Raw genomic sequence first — 18899 nt, 5'->3', positions numbered from 1 at the left:
CGATCGAACGACCCCCTCACCCGGGGTACGACGAGCACCGATGCAAGCAACGCGTCGGCGCCCCCAGGCCGGAAGGACCTGCGGACGCCTCAGGCGTTGCGCTCCCCCCAGCCTGGAGACCAGCCGCCGTCGGTCTGTGCCGGCGGCCAGCATCGGGGAGTTGTCGATGTTCCTTCACCGTCAGACGTTGCAGCACCAGGCCAAGCCGGACCGCCCCGACGCCGTCTACGCGCGCAAGCTCCAGGAAGTGCTCGGCGGCCAGTACGGCGAGATCACGGTGGCCATGCAGTACGCGTTCCAGTCCTGGAACATCCACGTGCCCGGAAAGTACCGGGACCTGCTGTTCGGCATCGGCAGCGAGGAGTTCGGCCACGTCGAGATCCTCGCGACGATGATCGCCCAGCTGTTGGAGAAGGCACCGGTCGGCGTCGCCGAGGGCGCGATGCAGGACGACCCGACCGTCGCGGCCGTGCTCGGCGGGACCGACCTCCAGCAGGCCATCGTGGCCGGTGCCGGGGCCCGACCGGTCGACAGCATGGGAAACCCGTGGTCCGGGTCGTACATCACGGCGAGCGGCAACCTGCTGGCCGACTTCACCGCCAACGCCAACGCAGAGATGCAGGGCCGTCTTCAGGTCGCCCGGCTCTACCACATGACCGACGACACCGGCGTGCGGGACCTGCTCGGCTTCCTGCTGGCGCGGGACACCATGCACCAGAACCAGTGGCTCGCGGCGGCTGCCGAGCTGCGGGCCGAGGGCGCGGAGGAGCTGCCGGTGCCGAGCAACTTCCCCCTGCAGAAGGAGGACCGCGAGGTGGCCTACCAGTACATCAACTTCTCCGACGGAACCCACGCCGACGAGGGCAGCTGGGCGTCCGGGCCCACCCCGGACGGCAAGGGCGAGTTCACCTACGTCGCCGAGCCGCCGACCGGCGTGCCGATGCCGGCGCCGACCCGTCCCGACGCTCGGTTCTACGGGACGACGGACCTGCCCAACGCGGTGGAGAAGATCGCCGGGGTGGTGCAGGACAGGCTCCACAAGGAGTGACCCGGTGAATACGCTCCCCCCGGCGCAGCGGCTGGACGCCGAGTACGTCCTGCCGCTGCGCTGGGAGCGGGACGACGACCTGGAGGACCTGACGACGTACCTCGCCGACCTGGTCCGCCACGTCGACGTCACGGTCGTGGACGGCTCCCCGGACGAGGTGTTCGCCGGACACGCCCAGCGGTGGGGGTCACGGGTGCGGCACGTCCGCCCCGAGCGCTGGCCGGGAGCCAACGGGAAGGTCGCCGGGGTGATGACCGGCGTGCACCTCGCTCGGCACGAGGTGGTGGTGGTCGCCGACGACGACGTCCGTTGGGATGCACGGCAGCTGCAGGAGTCACTGGCCAGGCTGGGGCCCGCCGACGTGCTGCGCGTGCAGAACGTGTTCGCACCCGCCCCGTGGCACGCGCGCTGGGACACCGGCCGGATCCTGGTGAACCGGGCGCTCGGCTCGGACTACCCGGGCACGCTCGTGGTGCGCCGCTCGGCCCTCCTGCGGGCCGGCGGGTACGAGGGGGACGTGCTGTTCGAGAACCTCGAGCTCATCCGCACCGTCCGGGCGCACGGTGGGACCGAGGTGCGCGCCGACGACCTGTTCGTCGAGCGTCGGCCGCCCTCCGCGGCGCACTTCTGGTCGCAGCGCGTCCGGCAGGCCTACGACAGCTTCGGCCAGCCACCTCGACTGGTCGCCGAGTCGGCCGTCCTGCCGGTGCTGCTCTGGGCCCTCCGTCGCCGCCGGGCGGCGCCGGTCCTCGCCCTGCTGTCCGCCGCCGTGCTCGTCGCGTGGCACGGTGCGACGCGCGCCGGCGGACGGGCGCACTATCGACCGGTGAGCGTCCTGTGGGCTCCGGTGTGGCTTCTCGAGCGCGGGGTGTGCTCGTGGGTCGCTCTCGTTCTCCGGCTCCGGGGCGGCGTCCCGTACCGCGGGCGTCGCATCGTGCGAGCAGCGTCACGGGAGTCGGCGCTGCGCCGTCGCGCGACGCTGTGAGCTGACCCGAGCACGTCGGCCGACGGCTCACGCGGACGCGTCCGGCTCCAACGCGATCTGACCCTGCGTGGTCCAGTGGACGAGGACCAGCGTGGCGTCGTCCTGCAGGACGCCGCCCTGGTGCTCGAGGATGCGACCACGGATGCGCCGCAGCACCTCCGGGAGCGGCAGGTCATCGGCAGCCGAGCGCTCGAGGATGCCGGCGAGCCGGTCCAGCCCGAACATCGTCCCGGCCAGGTCCCGCGCCTCGACGATGCCGTCCGTGTAGAGCAGCACCATGTCTCCCGGCTCGAGTCGCTCGTACGCGACCTCCGTGTGGCGCGCCTCCAGCCCGAACAGGGGCCGCCGGCCGCCGTCCAGCTCCCGCACGACGCGACCGTCGCGCACCAGCAGCGGCGCCGGGTGTCCCGCGTTGACGTAGCGCCACTCCCCCGTGTCGAGATCGAGCTGCGCGACGACGCCCGTCGCGTACATGGAACCGCGGAACTGGCTCTCGATCGCGGCGTCGACGGCCTCCGCCTGCTGGAGCAGTCCGTGTCCTGCGCGTCGCGCGTGCCGGTAGGCGGCGAGGCCCGCGGCCGCGGCCAGACCGGCGTGCAGATCGTGCCCGGTCGCGTCGGCCACCATGAGCTGGAGCCGATCGGTGGCGATCGCGTAGTCGAAGATGTCCCCACCGACCGCGTCCGCCGGCTCGAGACGACCGCTGATCAGGACCTTGTCCGAGCCCGCCGTCAGCGGCGGGAGCAGGGAACGGACGAGCTCGGACTGGATCTGCCGGTCGCCCTGCCGCCGGACGGAGTCGATGCTGTCGCCGTAGGCGTCGAGCACGGTGACCAGATGCCCGAGGTAGTGCGTGAACCACCAGCACTGGCGACGAAGCACCGGGTCGTCGAGGTCGCGCGCGTCCTGGAGCTCCACCTCCAGCACGCCGAGTCGCTCCGCTCCGTCGAGGATGGGGATCCAGAGGCGCGGCCCGTCGGTCGTGGTGCGCTGCGTCTCGACGAGGCGGTAGGCCCGCCCGGCGAGCGTCGCGTCGACGTCCTGCACCGTGCTCCGCCGGGACGCACCACCTACCGGGACGAGCACCTGGTCCGTGTCGTCGACGAGGTAGGCGAACGCGCGGACCCCGAGCTCCTCGGCCCCGAGCTCGACCGCACGAGGCAGGACGTCCGGGGCCGCGAGATGCGTGGCGCGGAGCAGCTGGGTGAGCGCAGCGAGCGGCCCGCCGGGCTTGTCCAGCTGACGGATCGTGCGCGAGTACGGCGCCCGCTGTCGGTAGTTCACGTGGTCCAGGCGCTCGTTGACGGCGAGCGCCACACGGTCCGCCTCCTGCGGGGGCAGCGCGATCTCACCACCCAGGTACGCCGTCAGGTCACCCGGGCCGATCGTCGCGCCGAGAGCGAAGGAGCGCTGCCAGAGCTCGTCCGCCGACAGCTGCGTCCGGGCTACCGCCGCCCTGATCAGCTGCCGCTGGTGCTCCGCGAACAGGGTTCGGCCGGTCACCGACGGACCTTGCCCGTCCGCCGCACCAGGCGCGCAGCCGCCTCGTGGACCGTGTGACCGTCCCGTTCCGCCAGGCTCATCAGGTAGGTGTAGGCGGCGTCGGCCGTGACGCCCTCGCGCTCCATGATCACGCCGCACGCCCGGTTGATGTCGTCCCGTTGCCGTAGGAGGGCGCCGAGATGCTGAGTGAGATCGCCCGCTCGACCGTAGGCGCGCGCCTGCCCGACGAGGACGGCTGCCTGTGCGGCGAAGACACGAAGGGTCGCTTCGTCGTGCTCGCCGAAGCGGCCGGAAGTGTGCGCGTAGACCTTGACCGCGCCGAGCGCCGTGTCTCCCACCACGAGAGGTGCGCTGAGCGAAGAGGCCAGCTTCCGCTGCGCCGCGACGGCACACCACCTGGGCCATCGTCGCTCCGTCGCGACGTCGTCGATCCGCACGACCACCCGGTCGCGCCAGGCGGTCAGGCACGGTCCCTCGTCGAGCTCGTACTGGAGGGCGTCGAGCGCCTCGACCTCCTCGTCGGTGGCGGCGACGGACCTCATCGCGGAGTCCGGCCCGCCGATGGTCAGGCCGGCGCCGGACCCCGCGGGGACGACGCGCTGCGCCGCGGTGGTGAGCAGGCTGAGCAACGTGTCGACGGTCGCGTCGGTCATGACGGCCCCGGACGACAGCTCGACCGCTGCCCGCAGCTCGTCGGGCACCACCGGGGAGGTCATGACAGGTCACCCTCCGCCGCGCGTCGGCGCCGACGGGCCCGAACGGCGAGGGTCGTGACGATGCCCGCCGTGACGACGACGACGGTCGCGATGAGCGCCAAGCGGACAGGCGTCACGGCGCGGCCGGTCTCCTCCTCCGGCGTGTCCTGGTGCGGTCCGCCGACCCGGTCGTCGTAGTTGGTCGTCTGCGGAAGGGGTTCGTCGGACGCGGCACCCTGCACCGCGCCCGCCGGCGTGCCCTGGGTGGCCGCTGCCCCGAGCAGTACCGCGGCGGCGGGCAGGAGCAGCAGGAGGAGCACGAGCACCACGAACGGCCGACGGCGGACGGGAACGGCATGCGAGCGAGTGGCGGGTGTGGGCATTCGATCTCCAGGCGTCAACGCCGAAGCCCCGCCAGCTCGAGGGCCACTGTAGGTCGCTCGCCGTTCGGCCTCAGCCGACCGAGCGAGGCGTCACCGGAGGCGCGGCACCAGCCCGCGGTCCGGGTGCCCCGCCGACCGGGAGGCGGAGGCGGCGTGCGGTTCGGGCGGGTGCTCGGCGCCCGCTCCGACGACCTCCATCGTGATCGCCCGGGCAGCGCAGCGACGTTGCGCCGCGCGGAGCACGTCCAGAGCGGCGGCACCGACCTGAGGTACGTCGCTGAGGTCCACGACCACCCGGCCCCGCGGCCGAGCCGTCTCGAGCAGCCTGCTCAGTGCGGCGTCCAGCTCCGTCATCGACGTCAGGTCGACCTCGCCGTGGACCCGCAGGCGGGGGCCCGCGGGCAGCTCGTCGAGCTCCACGGTCGCGCTCGGGCCGTGCGGCGCTGCAGGCCGCCGGTCGTCGATCGCACGGACGAACAGCTCGTCCATGACGGCCCGGGGTACGACGTCCTGCCCGCTGAGGGACCGGGCCGAGTCGACCAGCCGTTCCGCGAGTGCGCGCAGACGCACGTTGTGCTGCTGGGATGCCGAGCGCAGCAGGTTGAACGCCGACCCGTCGTCGATGCCGTAGGTCATCATGAGCATGCCCTTGGCCTGGTCGATCACCGCGTGCGACTCCAACGCCACCTTCAGCTGCTCGTTGACCGCTGCCGCGACAGCGCGACTGCGCTGCTGCGTGTCGTCGACGACGAAGCCCTGCACGGCACCGCTCTCGCTGCGCGCCGCGGCGACCACCACGTCGTGCTGCGCGCCGGACAGGTCGAGAAGCCGGTACGAGCATGCGCGGGTCCCGTCCTCGGCTCCCAGGAGGACGTCGGCCACCTGGTCGCGATCGCCGGGGTGCACGTGGCTCAGGAACAGGGCGCGCGTCGGCACCACGTCACCCGGCGCCATGCCGTGCAGCGCGAACATCTCGTCGGACCAGGCCCACCGGGTCGCCTCCGGCGAAAAGCTGAACCGACCTACTCGCACCGAGGTAGTCACAAGGCCCTCCCACGGCACCGCGTCCTGGACGGCCTGCACGGGCTCCAGGCTGAACCCGACGGGACGTGACCAGTCGACCAGTGACGGGGTCGACGGACGAAGGCGCCACTTCGAGAGTAGGCCGACCTGGCGCGAATCGCGACGGGACCAGGCATCCGTGCGTGTCGCCGAGGGGTCACGCGCCGAAGCCCACCCGGTGTCCTGGACGATCGTGCCGACACCCCGCGCTGTTGCGGGCCGGCGGATTGCGCCTACGGTTCTTCCACGGGTCCAGCAGGGCGGCCGGACCCGCCGCGAAGCGCCGGGTGTCACCACCCCCCATCGGAGTTCCCGTGAAGCACTTCCGTCGCACCGCCCTGGCCGGCGTCGTCGCCGTCGCCGCACTCGTCCTGGCCGCCCCCACCGCCCAGGCCGCACCGTCCGCACAGGACCAGTCCTGGATGGTCTTCGCCCACCAGGGCAACCTCGCCGAGATCGCCGCCGGTCAGGCGGCCGTCGCTCAAGGCGCGTCCGACACCGTACGACGGCTCGGCCAGATGCTCATCGACGACCACACGACGTTGGACGCCAACCTCACCGCAGCCGCCACGCAGCTCGGCGTGACGCTTCCCGGTTCGCCGACGCCTGAGCAGCAGGCAGAGCTGGCGTCCGTGAAGGCGAAGACCGGAGCGGCGTTCGACACCGCCTGGATCACCAGCCAGATCACGGCGCACCGGGCGACTCTTGCGGCTGGGGCCACCGAGCTCGCGAGCGGGTCCGACCCGACCGTCAAGAACCTGGCGAGCGCTGCCGCGCCCGTGGTCCAGCACCATCTCGACGAGCTCCTTGCGGCAGCACCGGCCTACGGCGTGCCCTCCTCGGTCTCGGCGGGAAGCGGCGGCCAGGCCGCTCGGTCCTTCAGCGCCGTCGGGACTGCCCTGCTCGTCGCCGGCGCGCTCGCCCTGCTGCTCGCCGGGGGGACGCTGCTCCGTCGCCGTGGCACGGTCGACGTGCCGTGACCGCGGGGCGGAGACGCTGGGCGGCCGTGTGGTGCGTCCTCGGTCTCGTCCTGCTGGGCGCGGGCGGCTTCGTCCTCGCCCAGCCCGCGGCCGTGCACGCGTCGACAGCTGCCTCCCGGGCCACGCCCACCCCCGAACCAGCCAGGCCCACCCGGGCGGCCGAGGCACCTGCCGCACCTCCCGCCGGGGAGGCGGCGCCCGTGAGCATCTCGGTGGGATCGCTCGGCATCCAGGCGGGCGTCGTCCCGGTCCTCGCGGCCCCCGGAGGGGCGCTCGACATCCCCGCCGACCCGTCGACCTTCGGCTGGTGGTCCGCGGGTGCTGCGCCGTCCGGGGCCGCCGGCAGCGTCGTGCTCGTCGCGCACATCGACGCCGTCCAGTACGGCGCAGGGCCGATGTCGACGCTCATCCGCGCGCCGATGCGCACGGCGATCACCGTGGTCGACTCCACCGGCCGCGTCTACCCGTACACGCTCTCCCAGCGGCGTTCCGTCGCCAAGCCGGACCTGCCGCTCGACCTCTTCACTCTCAGGGGGGATCGCCGGTTGGTCCTCGTCACCTGCGGCGGCACGTTCGACCGACGCAGCGGTCACTACAGCGACAACATCATCCTGATCGCGACGCCCGCGTAGTGCTGACGACGTGTCGCGCGCGGCGGGGTCGCGTGCGATCGTGGAACGAGCCGGAGAAGGCGGCTGAGCGACGACCGCGAGGCGGGGTTCCTGTGCCTTCTTCCACGGTGCACCGGGTCGACTGCCCCGGCACCCCCAGCATGGTGTGGTCCGCGCTCCTGCGGGCGGGCCGCTCGGACGAGAACAGCCACCACCTGCTGCACCTGCGGCACACCGACCTGCGGCTGCGGCCCAGCTCGACCGGCGTCGCCGCCCGGGGCCGGGCACAGTGGGCGGGGGTCCGCTACCGGGTCACCGTCTACCTGTTGCCCGAGGGCGGGACCACGCGCCTGCTCATCGCGGGCCGGGAGGACACCCGGGCGAGCACCCCCGGCACGCTCGCTCGGATGCGCGCCCGGCGCCTCGCCGGCCACGACCTGCGACGGCTCGCACAAGCCACCCGCACCTACTCGGGGGCTCGGACCGCCGAGCCCTATCGGGCATGACGAGCGTGGAGGCGCGACGTCGCGGCTCCGAGGAGCTGGAGACCTACCGGTCCAAGCGTGACTTCGCCCGGACGTCGGAGCCCGCCGGTGCGGCTCCGCGGGTGGGACCGCCGCGCACGGGTCGCCGGTTCGTCGTCCAACGGCACCGGGCCCGGAGGCTGCACTACGACCTGCGCTTCGAGATCGACGGCGTGCTGGTCAGCTGGGCCGTGCCGCGTGGGCCCACCCTCGACCCAGGCGCGCGCCGCATGGCGGTGCACGTGGAGGATCATCCGCTGGAGTACATGGACTTCGAGGGTGTGATCCCGGCCGGCGAGTACGGCGGCGGGGACGTCATCGTCTGGGACCACGGCACGTGGGAGCCGTACAAGAGCGAGGACCCGCGAGCCGAGCTGGAGGCGGGCGAGCTGCACGCCGAGCTCCACGGGTCCAAGCTCCGCGGCCGCGTGGTCCTGATCCGGCGTGGCGAGTCCGACCGGCGCGGCAAGGAGCAGTGGCTCCTCCTGCACAAGCGGGACGACCACGCGGTCCCCGGCTGGGATCCCGAGGACCATGCCCGGTCCGTGCTCAGCGGGCGCACCAACGACGAGGTCCTGGCGGACCCGGACCGGCTCTGGCGCTCGGACCTGCCGGCAGCCGAGGCGTCCATCGACCTGCATCCGGTCCACGCGCAGGGGCCGACGCCCGACGACCTCGGCAGGCTCGACGCCCTGCCTGCCGGCGGGTCGTGGGACGTCTTCGGGAGGCGGCTGCGCCTCACGAACCTCGACAAGGTCCTCTTCCCCGGGCGTGCGGGCGAGGACCCGGTCACCAAACGTGACCTCGTGCGGTACGCGGCCCGCATCGCGCCGGTCGTCCTCCCGTACCTGAGAGGGCGACCGCTGAACATGCACCGGTACCCGAACGGCGTCGACCGGCCGGGCTTCTGGCACAAGCAGCTGCCCGTCCACGCCCCCGCCTGGATCGGCCGGTGGGACAACCCGGAGGCGGAGGGCGACGAGACCACCACCTACCTCGTGGTCGACGAGCCCGCGGCGCTCGTGTGGGCGGCGAACTTCGGTGCCGTCGAGTGGCATCCGTGGACGTCCCAGGTCGCCGATCCGCACCGACCGACGTATGCCCTCATCGACATCGACCCCGGCCCGTCGACCGCCTGGGAGGACGTTCTCCTGCTGGCCCGCCTGCACCGTGACGCGCTCGAGCACCTGCAGGTCCAGGCACAGCCGAAGCTCACCGGACGACGCGGCATCCAGATCTGGGTGCCGATCTCCGCCGGGCCGGGCTTCGACGAGACGCGCGCCTGGGTGGAGAAGCTCTCCCGCACGATCGGCAAGGTCGTCCCGGAGCTCGTGAGCTGGCGCTGGGAGGTGCGGGAGCGGGGCGGTCAGGCACGGCTCGACTACACGCAGAACGCGATCAACAAGACCCTCGTCGCCCCGTACAGCCCGAGAGCTGCAGCGGGTGCCCCGGTCTCCGCGCCGATCACCTGGGACGAGCTGGACGAGCCGTGGCTCAGGCCTGACGCCTTCACGATCTCGACGATCATGGACCGGCTCGCCGAGCGCGGGGACCCGTTCCGGGCGGTCCTCGCGGGCGACCAGCAGCTACCGCCGCTGGGGTAGCTCGCCGACGTCAGCCCGGGCGTTCCGCGTCGTGAGCTCGCGCAGGCCGGAGAGCTGCCAGGTCCAGCCGCCCACGAGCAACGCGGCGCTGACGGCCAGGAAGCCGAGGTCCCAGGAGAGCGGCCCGCCGAGATCGTCGCGGACGTGGTGGATGCCCAGGATCTGGTGGTCGACGACGCCCTCCACCAGGTTGAAGGCGCCCCAGCCCGCCACCAGGAGACCGATCTGGAACCGCCACGTCGGAGCGAGCCGGCCGCGTCGCCAGGACACGATCGTCAGCACCACGCCGACCACCACCACGACCCAGGTGAACGAGTGGAACAGCCCGTCGGCGAGCGTGTTGGCACGCAGCCCGGCGACCGTGGTGACGGGATGGCCGTGCGTGTCGCTGATCATGTGGTGCCACTGCAGCAGCTGATGCACCACGATCCCGTCGACGAATCCGCCGAGGCCCACGCCGAGCACGAGCGCGGGCGCCCGATCGGGGATCCGGAACCGAGCATCGGTGGGTGCGCCGGGCGTCGCCATGGTCATCGGCCGTCCATGTCCCGCGACGACCGACCGGTGCTCGGGTCCGCGCGGGCGCTCGTGCAGCGCTGGGCCGGGTCGCGATCTCGGTCGGCGCCGTCTTCACCGAGAAGAGTTCGCCCACGCTACGGCGGCCCCGGCAGTGCCGCCAACGGACGGGCGACCCCTCCTGCGCGAGCCCGTTCGCAGGGCTCGGCGACGCCCGCCGGAGCCTGCCGCGTCGGTCCGGCTCCGCCCGGTTGCACCCGCGCGACGGCCGGATAGCGTGAAGGTCGGTCAAGCAGAGGGCTGGCAACCAGGGAGCCGGGACACAGCGCTCGGCGTCCCACACGTCGAGGAGACCAACCATGGCGACAGGCGAGACCGGGTTCGACGACGTCACGTTCGACCTCATCTCCGTGCAGTACCACTCACTCAAGGCCGGCCACGACTACGGCCAGTACGTGCGCGACGCACGCAACGCCGGCAAGGACGAGATCGCCTCGTTCTTCGAGCAGGTCATGAGCGAGGACTCGCAGCGCGCGCAGCGCTGCCACCAGTTCATCTCCGAGCTGACCAAGGACGGGACCTCTGCCACCTCGCCGCAGGACGGGGACGGCGCCAGGAGCAGCGGTTCCCTGCAGGATGTGGCATCCGCCGAATGACCCGTGCGGGGCGGTGGGCCTCGGCCCGCCGCCCCGTCTGCCACAGCGACCCTCGCGAGACGTAGGAGCCTCCAGTGACTGCAGAACGGCGCTTCGACGAGACCGGGACTCCCGAACCGGTGGTGGAGGACCGCCACGACCCCTCCCCCTCCATCGCCAACGCCGCCGACGACGTGGCGGAGGCGGTGCTCAGCCGACCGGAGCGACTCGTCGACCCGAGGGACGAGAGGTCGGACCGGCAGGTTCCCGTCGCACCGGCCGACCCGTCCGACCCGCCGGTCGCCGACGGACCGGTCAACTCGGCCTGAGCCGGCGGCGTAGGAGGTGGCGGTGCCCGAGCGGCGACACAGCGGAGTGCGTGAGCTGATCCTCGTGCGCCACGGGGAGAGCGTCGGCAACGTCGCGGCGACGGAGGCGGAGCGAGCCGGCCGCGAGGAGCTCCAGCTCGAGACGCGCGACGCGGACACGCCGTTGTCACCGCTGGGCGAGCAGCAGGCCGCCGCGTTCGGCTCGTGGCTCATGGAGCGCCGCGGGGACGGGCCCGACGTGGCCTGGTGCTCGCCGTACGTGCGGGCCGTGCAGACGGCGACGATCGGGATGCGGGAGGCGGGTTCCGGACTGGTCCTGCACCAGGACGAGCGGCTGCGCGACCGCGAGCTCGGCATTCTGGACCGGCTGACGACGCTCGGCGCGGACGCGCGGTTCCCGTCGGAGAGCGGACGGCGCCGGCAGCTGGGCAAGTTCTACTACCGCCCACCGGGCGGGGAGTCCTGGGCGGACCTGGTGCTCCGCGTGCGGTCGTTCCTCGCTGACCTCGACCGGTCGCTGGACGGTGCGCGCGTCCTCGTCGTGTCCCACGACGCGGTGATCATGTCGATCCGCTACGTCTGCGAGAGCCTCTCCGAGCTGGAGGTCCTGGAGCTGGCTCGCCACCATCCGGTGCGGAACGCGGCGGTCACCCGCCTCGTGCGAGACGCCGACACGTGGACGGCGCTGGTGGTCAACGAGGACGACCACCTGGCACGCCGGGGAACGCCGGCCACGGAGCACAGAGGAGACGCCGATGCCCTCCCGCACTGAGACCCTCACCCCGGCGGTGCTCCGCGACTGGTCCTTGCCGGCGCCGGGCGGCACCAAGTACTCCCGCGGAGCGGTCGTCGTCGTGGGCGGAGCGCGGTCCACGCCCGGAGCGGCGATGCTCGCCGGCACCGCGGCCCTGCGTGTGGGCGCCGGCCGGCTGACCCTCGCGGTGGCCCGGTCGGTGGCGGTCCACCTGGCGGTCGCCCTCCCCGAGGCCGGTGTGCTCGGCCTGCCCGAGACGGACTCCGGCGCTCTGGAGGGCACCGGGACGGACCTCCTCGACGGCGACCTCGGCGGAGCGCACGCGGTGCTCGTCGGCCCGGGGCTCGACGACCCCGACCGGACCGTCGACCTCTTGCAGGCGCTCACGCCGCGGATCGGCAGGAGGACGCCGGTGCTGCTCGACGCGTTCGCCCTCGGCGTCCTGCCCCGGATCCCGGACGTGGCTTCCGCGCTCGCCGGTCGGCTGATCCTCACGCCGAACCCCACGGAGGCGGCGATGCTCCTGGGGGTCGACGAGGTCGGCGACGACGCGCCCCGACGCATCGCCGCAAAGTACGGGGCGGTCGTCAGCTGCCGGGGCACGATCGCCGCAGCGGACGGGCGGGCGTGGCAGATGGCCACAGGGTCCTCCGGTCTGGCCACCTCGGGCAGCGGAGACGTCCTGGCGGGCCTGCTCGTCGGCCTGCTCGCCCGACGTGCGGAGCGAGAGCAGGCCGCCTGCTGGGCCACGCACCTGCACGCCGCCGCGGGCGACCGACTGGCGGTGCGTGTCGGCCGTGTCGGCTACCTCGCACGAGAGCTCGTCGACGAGGTTCCTGCGCTGCTGACCGAGCTCTCCCCGTAGCCGTCGCTCCCCGAGTGGCGGGCGCCTCTGTTCCGGCTTAGCGTCCGAGACTCAGGCGGAAGCAGTCCCGTCGTACACCGTCGCCCGGGACAGGACACGTCGCCGGACATCGGCAGGTCGGCCGCTTCGCGGCACGCCACAGACACACCACGCCAGCGCTCATCGCGCTCAGCCCCGTACGGAGCAGTCGCCCGCGCCAGCCCGCTCCCACCCGGCCCGGCGCGCCCAGGGGCCCGCCCAGCACGCGAGACGAGGTCGAACCCATGACGCATGACACGCAGAGCACACGCAGCACCGCCAAGGACTCGGCCCCGTCGCCCGAGCACTCGAGCAAGCCCGCCTCCCCCGACGACATCACCAAGCCGTCCTGGATCTACGTCCTGCGCAAGACCCTGCGCGAGTTCAACAGGGACCAGTGCACCGATCTGGCGGCGGCCCTGACCTACTACGCGGTCCTGGCGATCGCCCCGGCGCTGCTGGCACTCGTCTCCATCCTCGGGCTGCTCGGCGACCCGCAGACGATGGTCGACAAGGTGCTCGACATCGTGGGCGACGTCGGGTCCGCGTCCGCCGTCGACAGCCTCGAACCCATCCTCACCCAGCTCACCGAGGCGCCGGCGGCGGGGTTCGCGATGGTGTTCGGCCTCCTGCTGGCGCTGTGGTCGGCCTCCGGCTACGTCGCGGCGTTCAGCCGCGGGATGAACCGCATCTACGAGATCGACGAGGGTCGCCCGATCTGGAAGCTGCGACCGGCGCTGCTGCTGGTCACGCTCGTCCTCGTCGTCATCGCGGTGGTGATCGTGGCGGCGGTCGTCCTCTCGGGCAGCGTGGCGCGCTCCATCGGCCAGACGATCGGTCTCAGCGACGCGACGGTGACGGTCTGGAACATCGTCAAGTGGCCGGTGATCGTCGGGCTCGTCGTGATCGCCGTCGCGATCCTGTACCACTCGACCCCCAACGTCCGGCAGCCCAAGTTCCGGTGGATCAGCGTCGGCGCCGTCGTCGCGATCGTGGTCTGGGTCGTCGCGTCGGTCGCGCTCGGGTTCTACGTCGCGAACTTCGGCAACTACAACAAGACCTACGGCTCGCTCGCCGGCGTGATCGTGCTGCTGCTCTGGCTCTGGATCACGAACCTGGCCCTCCTGTTCGGCGGCGAGCTGGACGCCGAGCTCGAGCGCGGGCGGGAGCTGCAGGGCGGCATCGAGGCCGAGAAGTCGATCCAGCTTCCGCCCCGGGACACGAGGGCGAGCGAGAAGAAGCAGGCCAAGCAGGAAGAGGACGAACGACAGGGCCGCGCTCTGCGGCAGTCGCGAGGAAAGGACAAGGAGCCGCATCATGACTGACACCGACCTCACCGGGCACACGGTCCTCGTGCTCGTCACCACCTACGGCGTCGAGCAGGACGAGCTCGTCGTGCCCGTCGACCGGCTCCGTGCCGACGGCGCCACCGTCGTGGTGGCGGCGGACTCCGCCGAACCCGTCCAGACGCTCGTGTCCGACCAGGACCCGGGGCAGCGCGTCACCCCGGACGCGACGTTCGGTGACGTGCAGGCCGACGACTTCGACGCGCTCCTGCTGCCGGGCGGCACGATCAACGCCGACAACCTGCGCCTGCAGGCCCAGGCGGTCGAGCTCGTGCGCTCCTTCGCCGGCGCCGGGAAGCCGATCGCCGCCATCTGCCACGGGCCGTGGGCCCTGATCGAGGCGGGCGTCGTCCGGGATCGGTCGCTCACGTCCTACGCGTCCCTGCAGACGGACCTGCGCAACGCGGGCGCCAGCTGGACGGACGAGCCGGTGGTCACGGACCACACGGGCGGCTTCCCGCTGGTCACCTCGCGCAACCCCGGCGACCTGGACGACTTCGTGCCCGCCGTGGCGAAGGCCGTCGTCGCACGGGCCACGGCTCGGGCCTGAGCGCCGCTGCACTCGGACGTGCGCCCTGCCGGCGGCCCCCGGCAGGGCGCACGTCCGTCAGTCCGGGGGCTCGACCGGCCCGGCGTCCTCGGAGGGCCCGTCCGGGTTCGCGAGGGTGTCGGGCGCCACGTCCCGATCATCGGGCAGGTCGGTGAAGTCGGGACCGTCGGGAACCCGTCCGGGGTCGGGGATGGGGCTGCTCACGAGGACCTCCTGGTGATCGATGGGTCTGGCGATCGATGACGTGACCTCGGGCCGCCGCCCGGCCGGCGACGGCACTCGGTCGACGTGGCCGTCCCGGCGGGACCAGCGCAGCCACGGGAAGTCGTGCGGCCAGTGCACGACGACGGAACGCAGCCCCCTGCGCCACCGCACCGCCATGCCGCGGGCCGACCGCAGCGGTCTGGCGGAGATGCCGACGTGCATCGTGCCGGCGTAGCGGATGACCGCCACCGCGCCGAGGTGGTAGCTCAGGTCGATGTCGTCGTGCACGTCCGGACCGTCGTGGACCTCTCGGCGGACCGCCCGCCACGCCTGCGACCGGAAGGCGCAGTTCGACCCGAACAGCGAGGTGTGGCCGAGAGTCACCCACATGACCGCGAAGTACAGCCGCATGTAGAAGACCGCGGCACACCACGAGACGACGGGCGGCGCGTCGTAGAAGCGGCCCGGCCCGGTCAGCGCCCCGAGCCGCTCGTCGTCGGCGAAGGCCCGCTGGATCCGGGCCAGCCAGTCGCTGGGCAGCACGCTGTCGGCGTCGCACCGGGCGATGATCTGCCCGCCGGCCGCGTCGTAGCCGGTGGCCGCCGCATAGCCGATGCCGCGCCGCGGTTCCGACACCACGACGGCGCCGTGCCCCGAAGCGACCCGGACGCTGTCGTCGGCGCTGCCGTTGTCGACGACGATCACCTCGCTCGGGGCCACCTGCTGCGCGGCGAGCGACTGCAGGCACCTCTCCAGGAGAGCCGCGTCGTCCAGCACGGGGATGACGACCGAGATCGTGGGGCCAGGGCGGTCCGGCACGTGGGGTCCCCGTCTCCTCGCAGGATCCCACCAGGTGCTCGATGGCTGCCCCGACATCGTCGGCCGAGACCTCGCCCACGGCAATTCGAGCCGCCGTCGGACGCTCGTGGTCACCGAGAGACACCTCCGGGAGGTGACGACGTGGCAGGGGCGCGAAGGCCTCGGCTCGCCCGCACAGGGCGTCCCTGCGCCTCCTGGCGGCGGCTCTCGCTCGCCGGCACGCGCCCCTGCCTCAGTCGATCAGGCGTTCGCCTCTGACCCGGACGTGATCTGCGTCTGGTCACCCGCGTGCTGCACCTCGATGCGGCGCGGCTTGGCCTCCTCGGCGACGGGGATGCTCAACGTCAGGACCCCGTCGGCGTACGTGGCCGAGACCGAGTCGAGCGCCAGGCCGCGGCTCACGGCCAGCTGGCGGGCGTACGTCCCGGACGGGCGTTCCCTGGCGAGCCACTGGACGTCGCCATCCGTGTGCGACGTCCGCTCGGCGCGGATCGTCAGGCTCCGGTCCTCGACGTTCACGTCGATCGATCCCGGGTCCACGCCCGGCAGGTCGACGTGCAGCACGTAGTGGTCACCGGCCCTGTACAGGTCCATCGGCATCGTCGCGGACGACCGCTCCGCCGTCAGCAGCTGACCGAACAGACGGTCGATCTCCTGGAACGGGTCGAATCGCGTAGCCATGACCCTCACCTCCTTCGCGTCTGGGGTACCGGACCGCCCGGCCCCCGGGGTGCTGTCCGATCCCTTCTCGGACTGGCTACAGGCACATAATTAGCACTCTCCACATGCGAGTGCCAGTCCTGCGGCGGCACTTTTTTTCTCACGTGCGGGAGCCCGAGGTGCTCGCCTGTCGCGTGCTGTCGCGGACCCGCGCAGCCCTGCCTAGGCTTGCTCCGCCGGTCCAGACATGGCCGCTCACCACGGTCACGAGGGTGGTGTGGACCCATGACGAGTACCCCCACGGCGACCCGCGCGGTCGTCGTCCCCGACCCCACCGCGGGTCACGGTCCCCGCCGTGTGCTGGTCACAGGCGCGGACTCGGGCATCGGCAAGGCGATCGCCGCCGAGCTGTCCGACGACGCCGAGCACGTCGCCATCACCTGGCACCAGGACGAGGACGGGGCGCGCCGGACCGCCGACGAGATCGCCGCGCGCGGTGCCACAGCGCACGTCCTGCACCTCGACCTGACGGACCCGACGAGCGCGCCGGCGGTGGTCGACGACGCCGTGACCGCGATGGGTGGCCTCGACGCCGTCGTCCTGAACGCCGGAACCGGCACCGCCACTCCCCTGCTCGACCTCACGTGGCAGCAGTGGCGCGACGTCCTGGCCGTGGACCTCGACGGAGCGTTCGTGTGCCTGCAGCGCAGCGCCCGGCACCTGGTGGACCAGGGAACGGGCGGTCGGATCGTGGCGATCACCAGCGTCCACGAGCACGCGCCCCGCGTGGGCAGCGCGCCCTACTGCGCAGCCAAGGGCGGGCTCGGCCTGCTCGTGAAGGTCGCCGCCCTGGAGCTGGCCGAGCACGGGATCACCGTGAACGCCGTGGCTCCCGGCGAGATCGCGACGCCGATGACCGGCCAGGAGGACGAGTCGGTGTTCGAGGGCGCGGCGCGGCCGGGCGTGCCCCTGCGGCGTCCCGGCGATGCGCGGGAGGTCGCCGCCGTGGTCCGGCTGCTCTGCGGGCCCGACGGGGGCTACGTCACGGGTGCGTCCTGGGCCGTCGACGGCGGCATGCTGACGATGGGACCGATGGCGGGATCGCACCTGCAGTCCGACGACTGGCGCCGCCCGTGAGCGCTCGATGACGACGACTCTCGACGACGCCGCTCGCCGCGTCCTGGGCCCGGGCGAACAGCTGCGCGACATCCAGTCCGAGGCGCTGCGCGAGCTCGCGACCCACGACATGCTCCTGGTCGCCCGCAGCGGTGCTGGCAAGACGGCGGTGTACGCGATCGCGACCCTGCTGACGGGTCGCCTCACCGTGGTGGTCTCCCCGCTGCTCGCCCTGCAGCGCGACCAGGTCGAGGCATTGCGCGCGGCAGGTCTGCGTGCGGCGTCGGTGAGCTCGGCGCGCACGCCGGCACAGCGCCGCACCGCGCTCGACGAGGCCCGGGGCGGCCGGCTCGACGCCCTCCTCCTGGCGCCCGAGCAGCTGGTCAAGACCGACGTCACGGACGCCCTGGCGACGGCCGACGTCGGGCTGCTGGTGGTGGACGAGGCTCACTGCGTCAGCGAGTGGGGCCACGACTTCCGGCCCGACTACCTCGGCATCGCCCCGACCGTCCGCCGGCTGGGTCGACCGCGGCTCCTGGCGATGACCGCGACGGCGTCCCCACGGGTGCGCCAGGAGATCGTCGACCGGCTCGGCATGACCGACTCCCGGGTGCTGGTGCGCGACGCCGACCGTCCGAACATCTGGCTGGGCGTGCAGCACTGCGCGACCGCACGCGACCGCGACGACCTCGTGGTGCGGACCGTGCTGGAGGAGTCCGGACCGACGCTCGTCTACGCCCGCACGCACAGCCACGCGGACGCCCTCGCCGACGCGCTCACCGACGCCGGCCGGCCGTCCGACGCCTACCACGCCGGTCTCCCCCGCGCGGAGCGGCTACGCGTGCAGGACGACTTCCTGGGCAGCCGGACGGACCTCCTCGTCGCGACGAGCGCGTTCGGCATGGGCGTGGACCGCGCGGACGTCCGCCTCGTGGTGCACGCCGGTCTGCCGCCCTCGCTCGACTCGTACTACCAGGAGGTCGGGCGGGCCGGGCGCGACGAGCAGGCTGCACGGGCGATCGCCGCCGTGCTGCCCGGCGAGGTGGGACTCAACCGGTTCCTCACCTCGACGGGCGGGCCTCGGCCCGCGTCCGTACGGGCGGTGCTCGGCGCCGTCCGGGGCGGTGCGAAGGACCGCGGACAGGTCGTCGCGACGAGCAGGCTCGGGTCGCGGACCGTGGCCCGCACCCTCGGCGCGCTGCTCGAGGTGGGCGCGGTGCAGCACGAGGCCGCGGGCCTGCGGCCGGGCACGATGGACGACGCGACGGCCCTGCGGGAGCTCCGTGAGCGCCACGACCGCCTGCGCGCACTGGACCGGTCGCGCGTCGACCTGGTGCAGACCTACGCCGACTCGTCGGACTGCCGACGCCGCCTGCTGCTCGAGCTGCTGGGAGAACGGCACCCGGACCGGTGCGGCACCTGCGACAGCTGCGACGCCGGTACGAGCCTCGACGTCGTCGACTCCCGGCTGACCGGTGGACAGCGGGTGGTCCACGCTCAGTGGGGGCCGGGCACCGTCAGCGCCGTCGAGGCGGAACGCGTCACCGTCCTGTTCGAGGAACGGGGTTACGTCACCCTCGACACGGAGATCGCGCTGGACTCCGGGCTGCTCGTCCCGGCCTGACCGTTGGGCGAGCGCGTTGCCGTCCTCGCGCTTACGGTCGGACGAGCGCCAAGCAGGCGGCGCTCACG

At 72.8% G+C, this 18899-nt stretch carries 21 protein-coding genes; 14 read left to right on the top strand and 7 right to left on the bottom strand.

The features are described 5' to 3' along the window. Nucleotides 1–166: 166 nt before the first annotated feature. Both I847_RS0101550 and I847_RS0101545 read left to right on the top strand, forming a co-directional pair. Nucleotides 167–1048: a manganese catalase family protein gene (locus I847_RS0101550; RefSeq protein ID WP_028048273.1), complete on the top strand. Its 882-nt coding sequence runs from the start codon at nt 167–169 to the stop codon at nt 1046–1048. A 4-nt stretch (nt 1049–1052) separates the two neighbouring features. Continuing rightward, nucleotides 1053–2033, top strand: coding sequence for a glycosyltransferase (locus tag I847_RS0101545; protein WP_196804445.1), 981 nt, complete (start codon nt 1053–1055; stop codon nt 2031–2033). 27 nt (nt 2034–2060) lie between these two features. On the opposite strand, the gene I847_RS21385 is transcribed toward I847_RS0101545, so the two are convergent. The 4 genes from I847_RS21385 to I847_RS25275 all read right to left on the bottom strand — a co-directional run bounded on the left by I847_RS21385 (nt 2061) and on the right by I847_RS25275 (nt 5658). Then, a complete protein-coding gene (locus tag I847_RS21385; RefSeq protein WP_051274362.1) occupies nt 2061–3536 on the bottom strand; it encodes a PP2C family protein-serine/threonine phosphatase in 1476 nt (491 codons plus the stop codon). Then, nucleotides 3533–4252 carry a GAF and ANTAR domain-containing protein gene (locus I847_RS0101535; RefSeq protein WP_028048271.1) on the bottom strand — a complete coding sequence of 240 codons (720 nt, stop codon included), beginning with the start codon at nt 4250–4252 and terminating at the stop codon, nt 3533–3535. Before I847_RS0101535 ends, I847_RS21385 begins: the two co-directional genes overlap by 4 nt. Next, nucleotides 4249–4614: a hypothetical protein gene (locus I847_RS0101530; RefSeq protein WP_028048270.1), complete on the bottom strand. Its 366-nt coding sequence runs from the start codon at nt 4612–4614 to the stop codon at nt 4249–4251. Before I847_RS0101530 ends, I847_RS0101535 begins: the two co-directional genes overlap by 4 nt. 90 nt (nt 4615–4704) lie before the next feature. Next, nucleotides 4705–5658 (bottom strand): ANTAR domain-containing protein, encoded by a 954-nt coding sequence (locus tag I847_RS25275; protein ID WP_155855945.1) that lies wholly within the window; start codon nt 5656–5658, stop codon nt 4705–4707. 332 nt (nt 5659–5990) lie between these two features. Here I847_RS25275 and I847_RS0101520 point away from each other — a divergent pair, with 332 nt between their 5' ends. The 4 genes from I847_RS0101520 to I847_RS0101505 all read left to right on the top strand — a co-directional run bounded on the left by I847_RS0101520 (nt 5991) and on the right by I847_RS0101505 (nt 9395). After that, a complete protein-coding gene (locus I847_RS0101520) occupies nt 5991–6656 on the top strand; it encodes a DUF4142 domain-containing protein (RefSeq protein WP_051274360.1) in 666 nt (221 codons plus the stop codon). After that, complete coding sequence (locus I847_RS25270; RefSeq protein WP_051274359.1) at nt 6653–7288, top strand: class F sortase; 636 nt, start codon at nt 6653–6655, stop codon at nt 7286–7288. Before I847_RS0101520 ends, I847_RS25270 begins: the two co-directional genes overlap by 4 nt. 92 nt (nt 7289–7380) lie before the next feature. Then, nucleotides 7381–7773 (top strand): hypothetical protein, encoded by a 393-nt coding sequence (locus tag I847_RS0101510; protein ID WP_155855944.1) that lies wholly within the window; start codon nt 7381–7383, stop codon nt 7771–7773. Beyond that, entirely contained in the window at nt 7770–9395 is a 1626-nt protein-coding gene (locus tag I847_RS0101505; RefSeq protein WP_028048267.1) for a DNA polymerase ligase N-terminal domain-containing protein, read from the top strand. The genes I847_RS0101510 and I847_RS0101505 overlap by 4 nt, the downstream gene beginning before the upstream one ends. On the opposite strand, the gene I847_RS0101500 is transcribed toward I847_RS0101505, so the two are convergent. Continuing rightward, nucleotides 9378–9929, bottom strand: a complete 552-nt coding sequence (locus I847_RS0101500) for a DUF2243 domain-containing protein (protein ID WP_196804444.1) — start codon at nt 9927–9929, stop codon at nt 9378–9380. The two genes, I847_RS0101505 and I847_RS0101500, sit on opposite strands and share 18 nt — an antisense overlap. Nucleotides 9930–10270: 341 nt before the next feature. On the opposite strand from I847_RS0101500, the gene I847_RS21365 reads away from it, so the two are divergent. The 6 genes from I847_RS21365 to I847_RS0101470 all read left to right on the top strand — a co-directional run bounded on the left by I847_RS21365 (nt 10271) and on the right by I847_RS0101470 (nt 14408). Continuing rightward, the gene (locus I847_RS21365) at nt 10271–10567 is read left to right on the top strand and encodes a hypothetical protein (RefSeq protein ID WP_051274358.1); all 297 of its coding nucleotides are present in this window, start codon (nt 10271–10273) and stop codon (nt 10565–10567) included. A gap of 74 nt (nt 10568–10641) precedes the next feature. After that, nucleotides 10642–10875 (top strand): hypothetical protein, encoded by a 234-nt coding sequence (locus I847_RS0101490; RefSeq protein ID WP_155855943.1) that lies wholly within the window; start codon nt 10642–10644, stop codon nt 10873–10875. Between the two features lie 22 nt (nt 10876–10897). After that, nucleotides 10898–11647: a histidine phosphatase family protein gene (locus I847_RS0101485; RefSeq protein WP_034608983.1), complete on the top strand. Its 750-nt coding sequence runs from the start codon at nt 10898–10900 to the stop codon at nt 11645–11647. Continuing rightward, on the top strand, nt 11631–12494 hold the full coding sequence (locus I847_RS0101480; protein WP_028048263.1) for an NAD(P)H-hydrate dehydratase: 864 nt from the start codon (nt 11631–11633) through the stop codon (nt 12492–12494). Before I847_RS0101485 ends, I847_RS0101480 begins: the two co-directional genes overlap by 17 nt. Nucleotides 12495–12757: 263 nt before the next feature. After that, the gene (locus I847_RS0101475) at nt 12758–13837 is read left to right on the top strand and encodes a YihY/virulence factor BrkB family protein (protein WP_028048262.1); all 1080 of its coding nucleotides are present in this window, start codon (nt 12758–12760) and stop codon (nt 13835–13837) included. Beyond that, nucleotides 13830–14408, top strand: a complete 579-nt coding sequence (locus tag I847_RS0101470) for a type 1 glutamine amidotransferase domain-containing protein (protein WP_028048261.1) — start codon at nt 13830–13832, stop codon at nt 14406–14408. The genes I847_RS0101475 and I847_RS0101470 overlap by 8 nt, the downstream gene beginning before the upstream one ends. A 57-nt stretch (nt 14409–14465) precedes the next feature. Here I847_RS0101470 and I847_RS21360 read toward each other — a convergent pair whose 3' ends face one another. Together I847_RS21360 and I847_RS0101460 are read right to left on the bottom strand one after the other, a co-directional pair. Next, nucleotides 14466–15431: a glycosyltransferase family 2 protein gene (locus I847_RS21360; protein ID WP_051274357.1), complete on the bottom strand. Its 966-nt coding sequence runs from the start codon at nt 15429–15431 to the stop codon at nt 14466–14468. Between the two features lie 240 nt (nt 15432–15671). After that, nucleotides 15672–16112: an Hsp20/alpha crystallin family protein gene (locus I847_RS0101460; protein WP_028048260.1), complete on the bottom strand. Its 441-nt coding sequence runs from the start codon at nt 16110–16112 to the stop codon at nt 15672–15674. A 264-nt stretch (nt 16113–16376) separates the two neighbouring features. Between I847_RS0101460 and I847_RS21355 the strand changes: the two genes are divergently transcribed. Both I847_RS21355 and I847_RS0101450 read left to right on the top strand, forming a co-directional pair. Then, nucleotides 16377–17228, top strand: coding sequence for an SDR family oxidoreductase (locus I847_RS21355; protein ID WP_051274356.1), 852 nt, complete (start codon nt 16377–16379; stop codon nt 17226–17228). 7 nt (nt 17229–17235) lie between these two features. After that, the gene (locus tag I847_RS0101450; RefSeq protein WP_028048259.1) at nt 17236–18831 is read left to right on the top strand and encodes a RecQ family ATP-dependent DNA helicase; all 1596 of its coding nucleotides are present in this window, start codon (nt 17236–17238) and stop codon (nt 18829–18831) included. Nucleotides 18832–18899 lie beyond the last annotated feature (68 nt).

Source organism: Cellulomonas sp. URHD0024 (assembly GCF_000426185.1).
Taxonomy (GTDB): domain Bacteria; phylum Actinomycetota; class Actinomycetes; order Actinomycetales; family Cellulomonadaceae; genus Cellulomonas.
The sequence above is the reverse complement of the archived record's forward strand: the minus strand, read 5'-3'. Positions and strand labels throughout refer to the sequence as shown.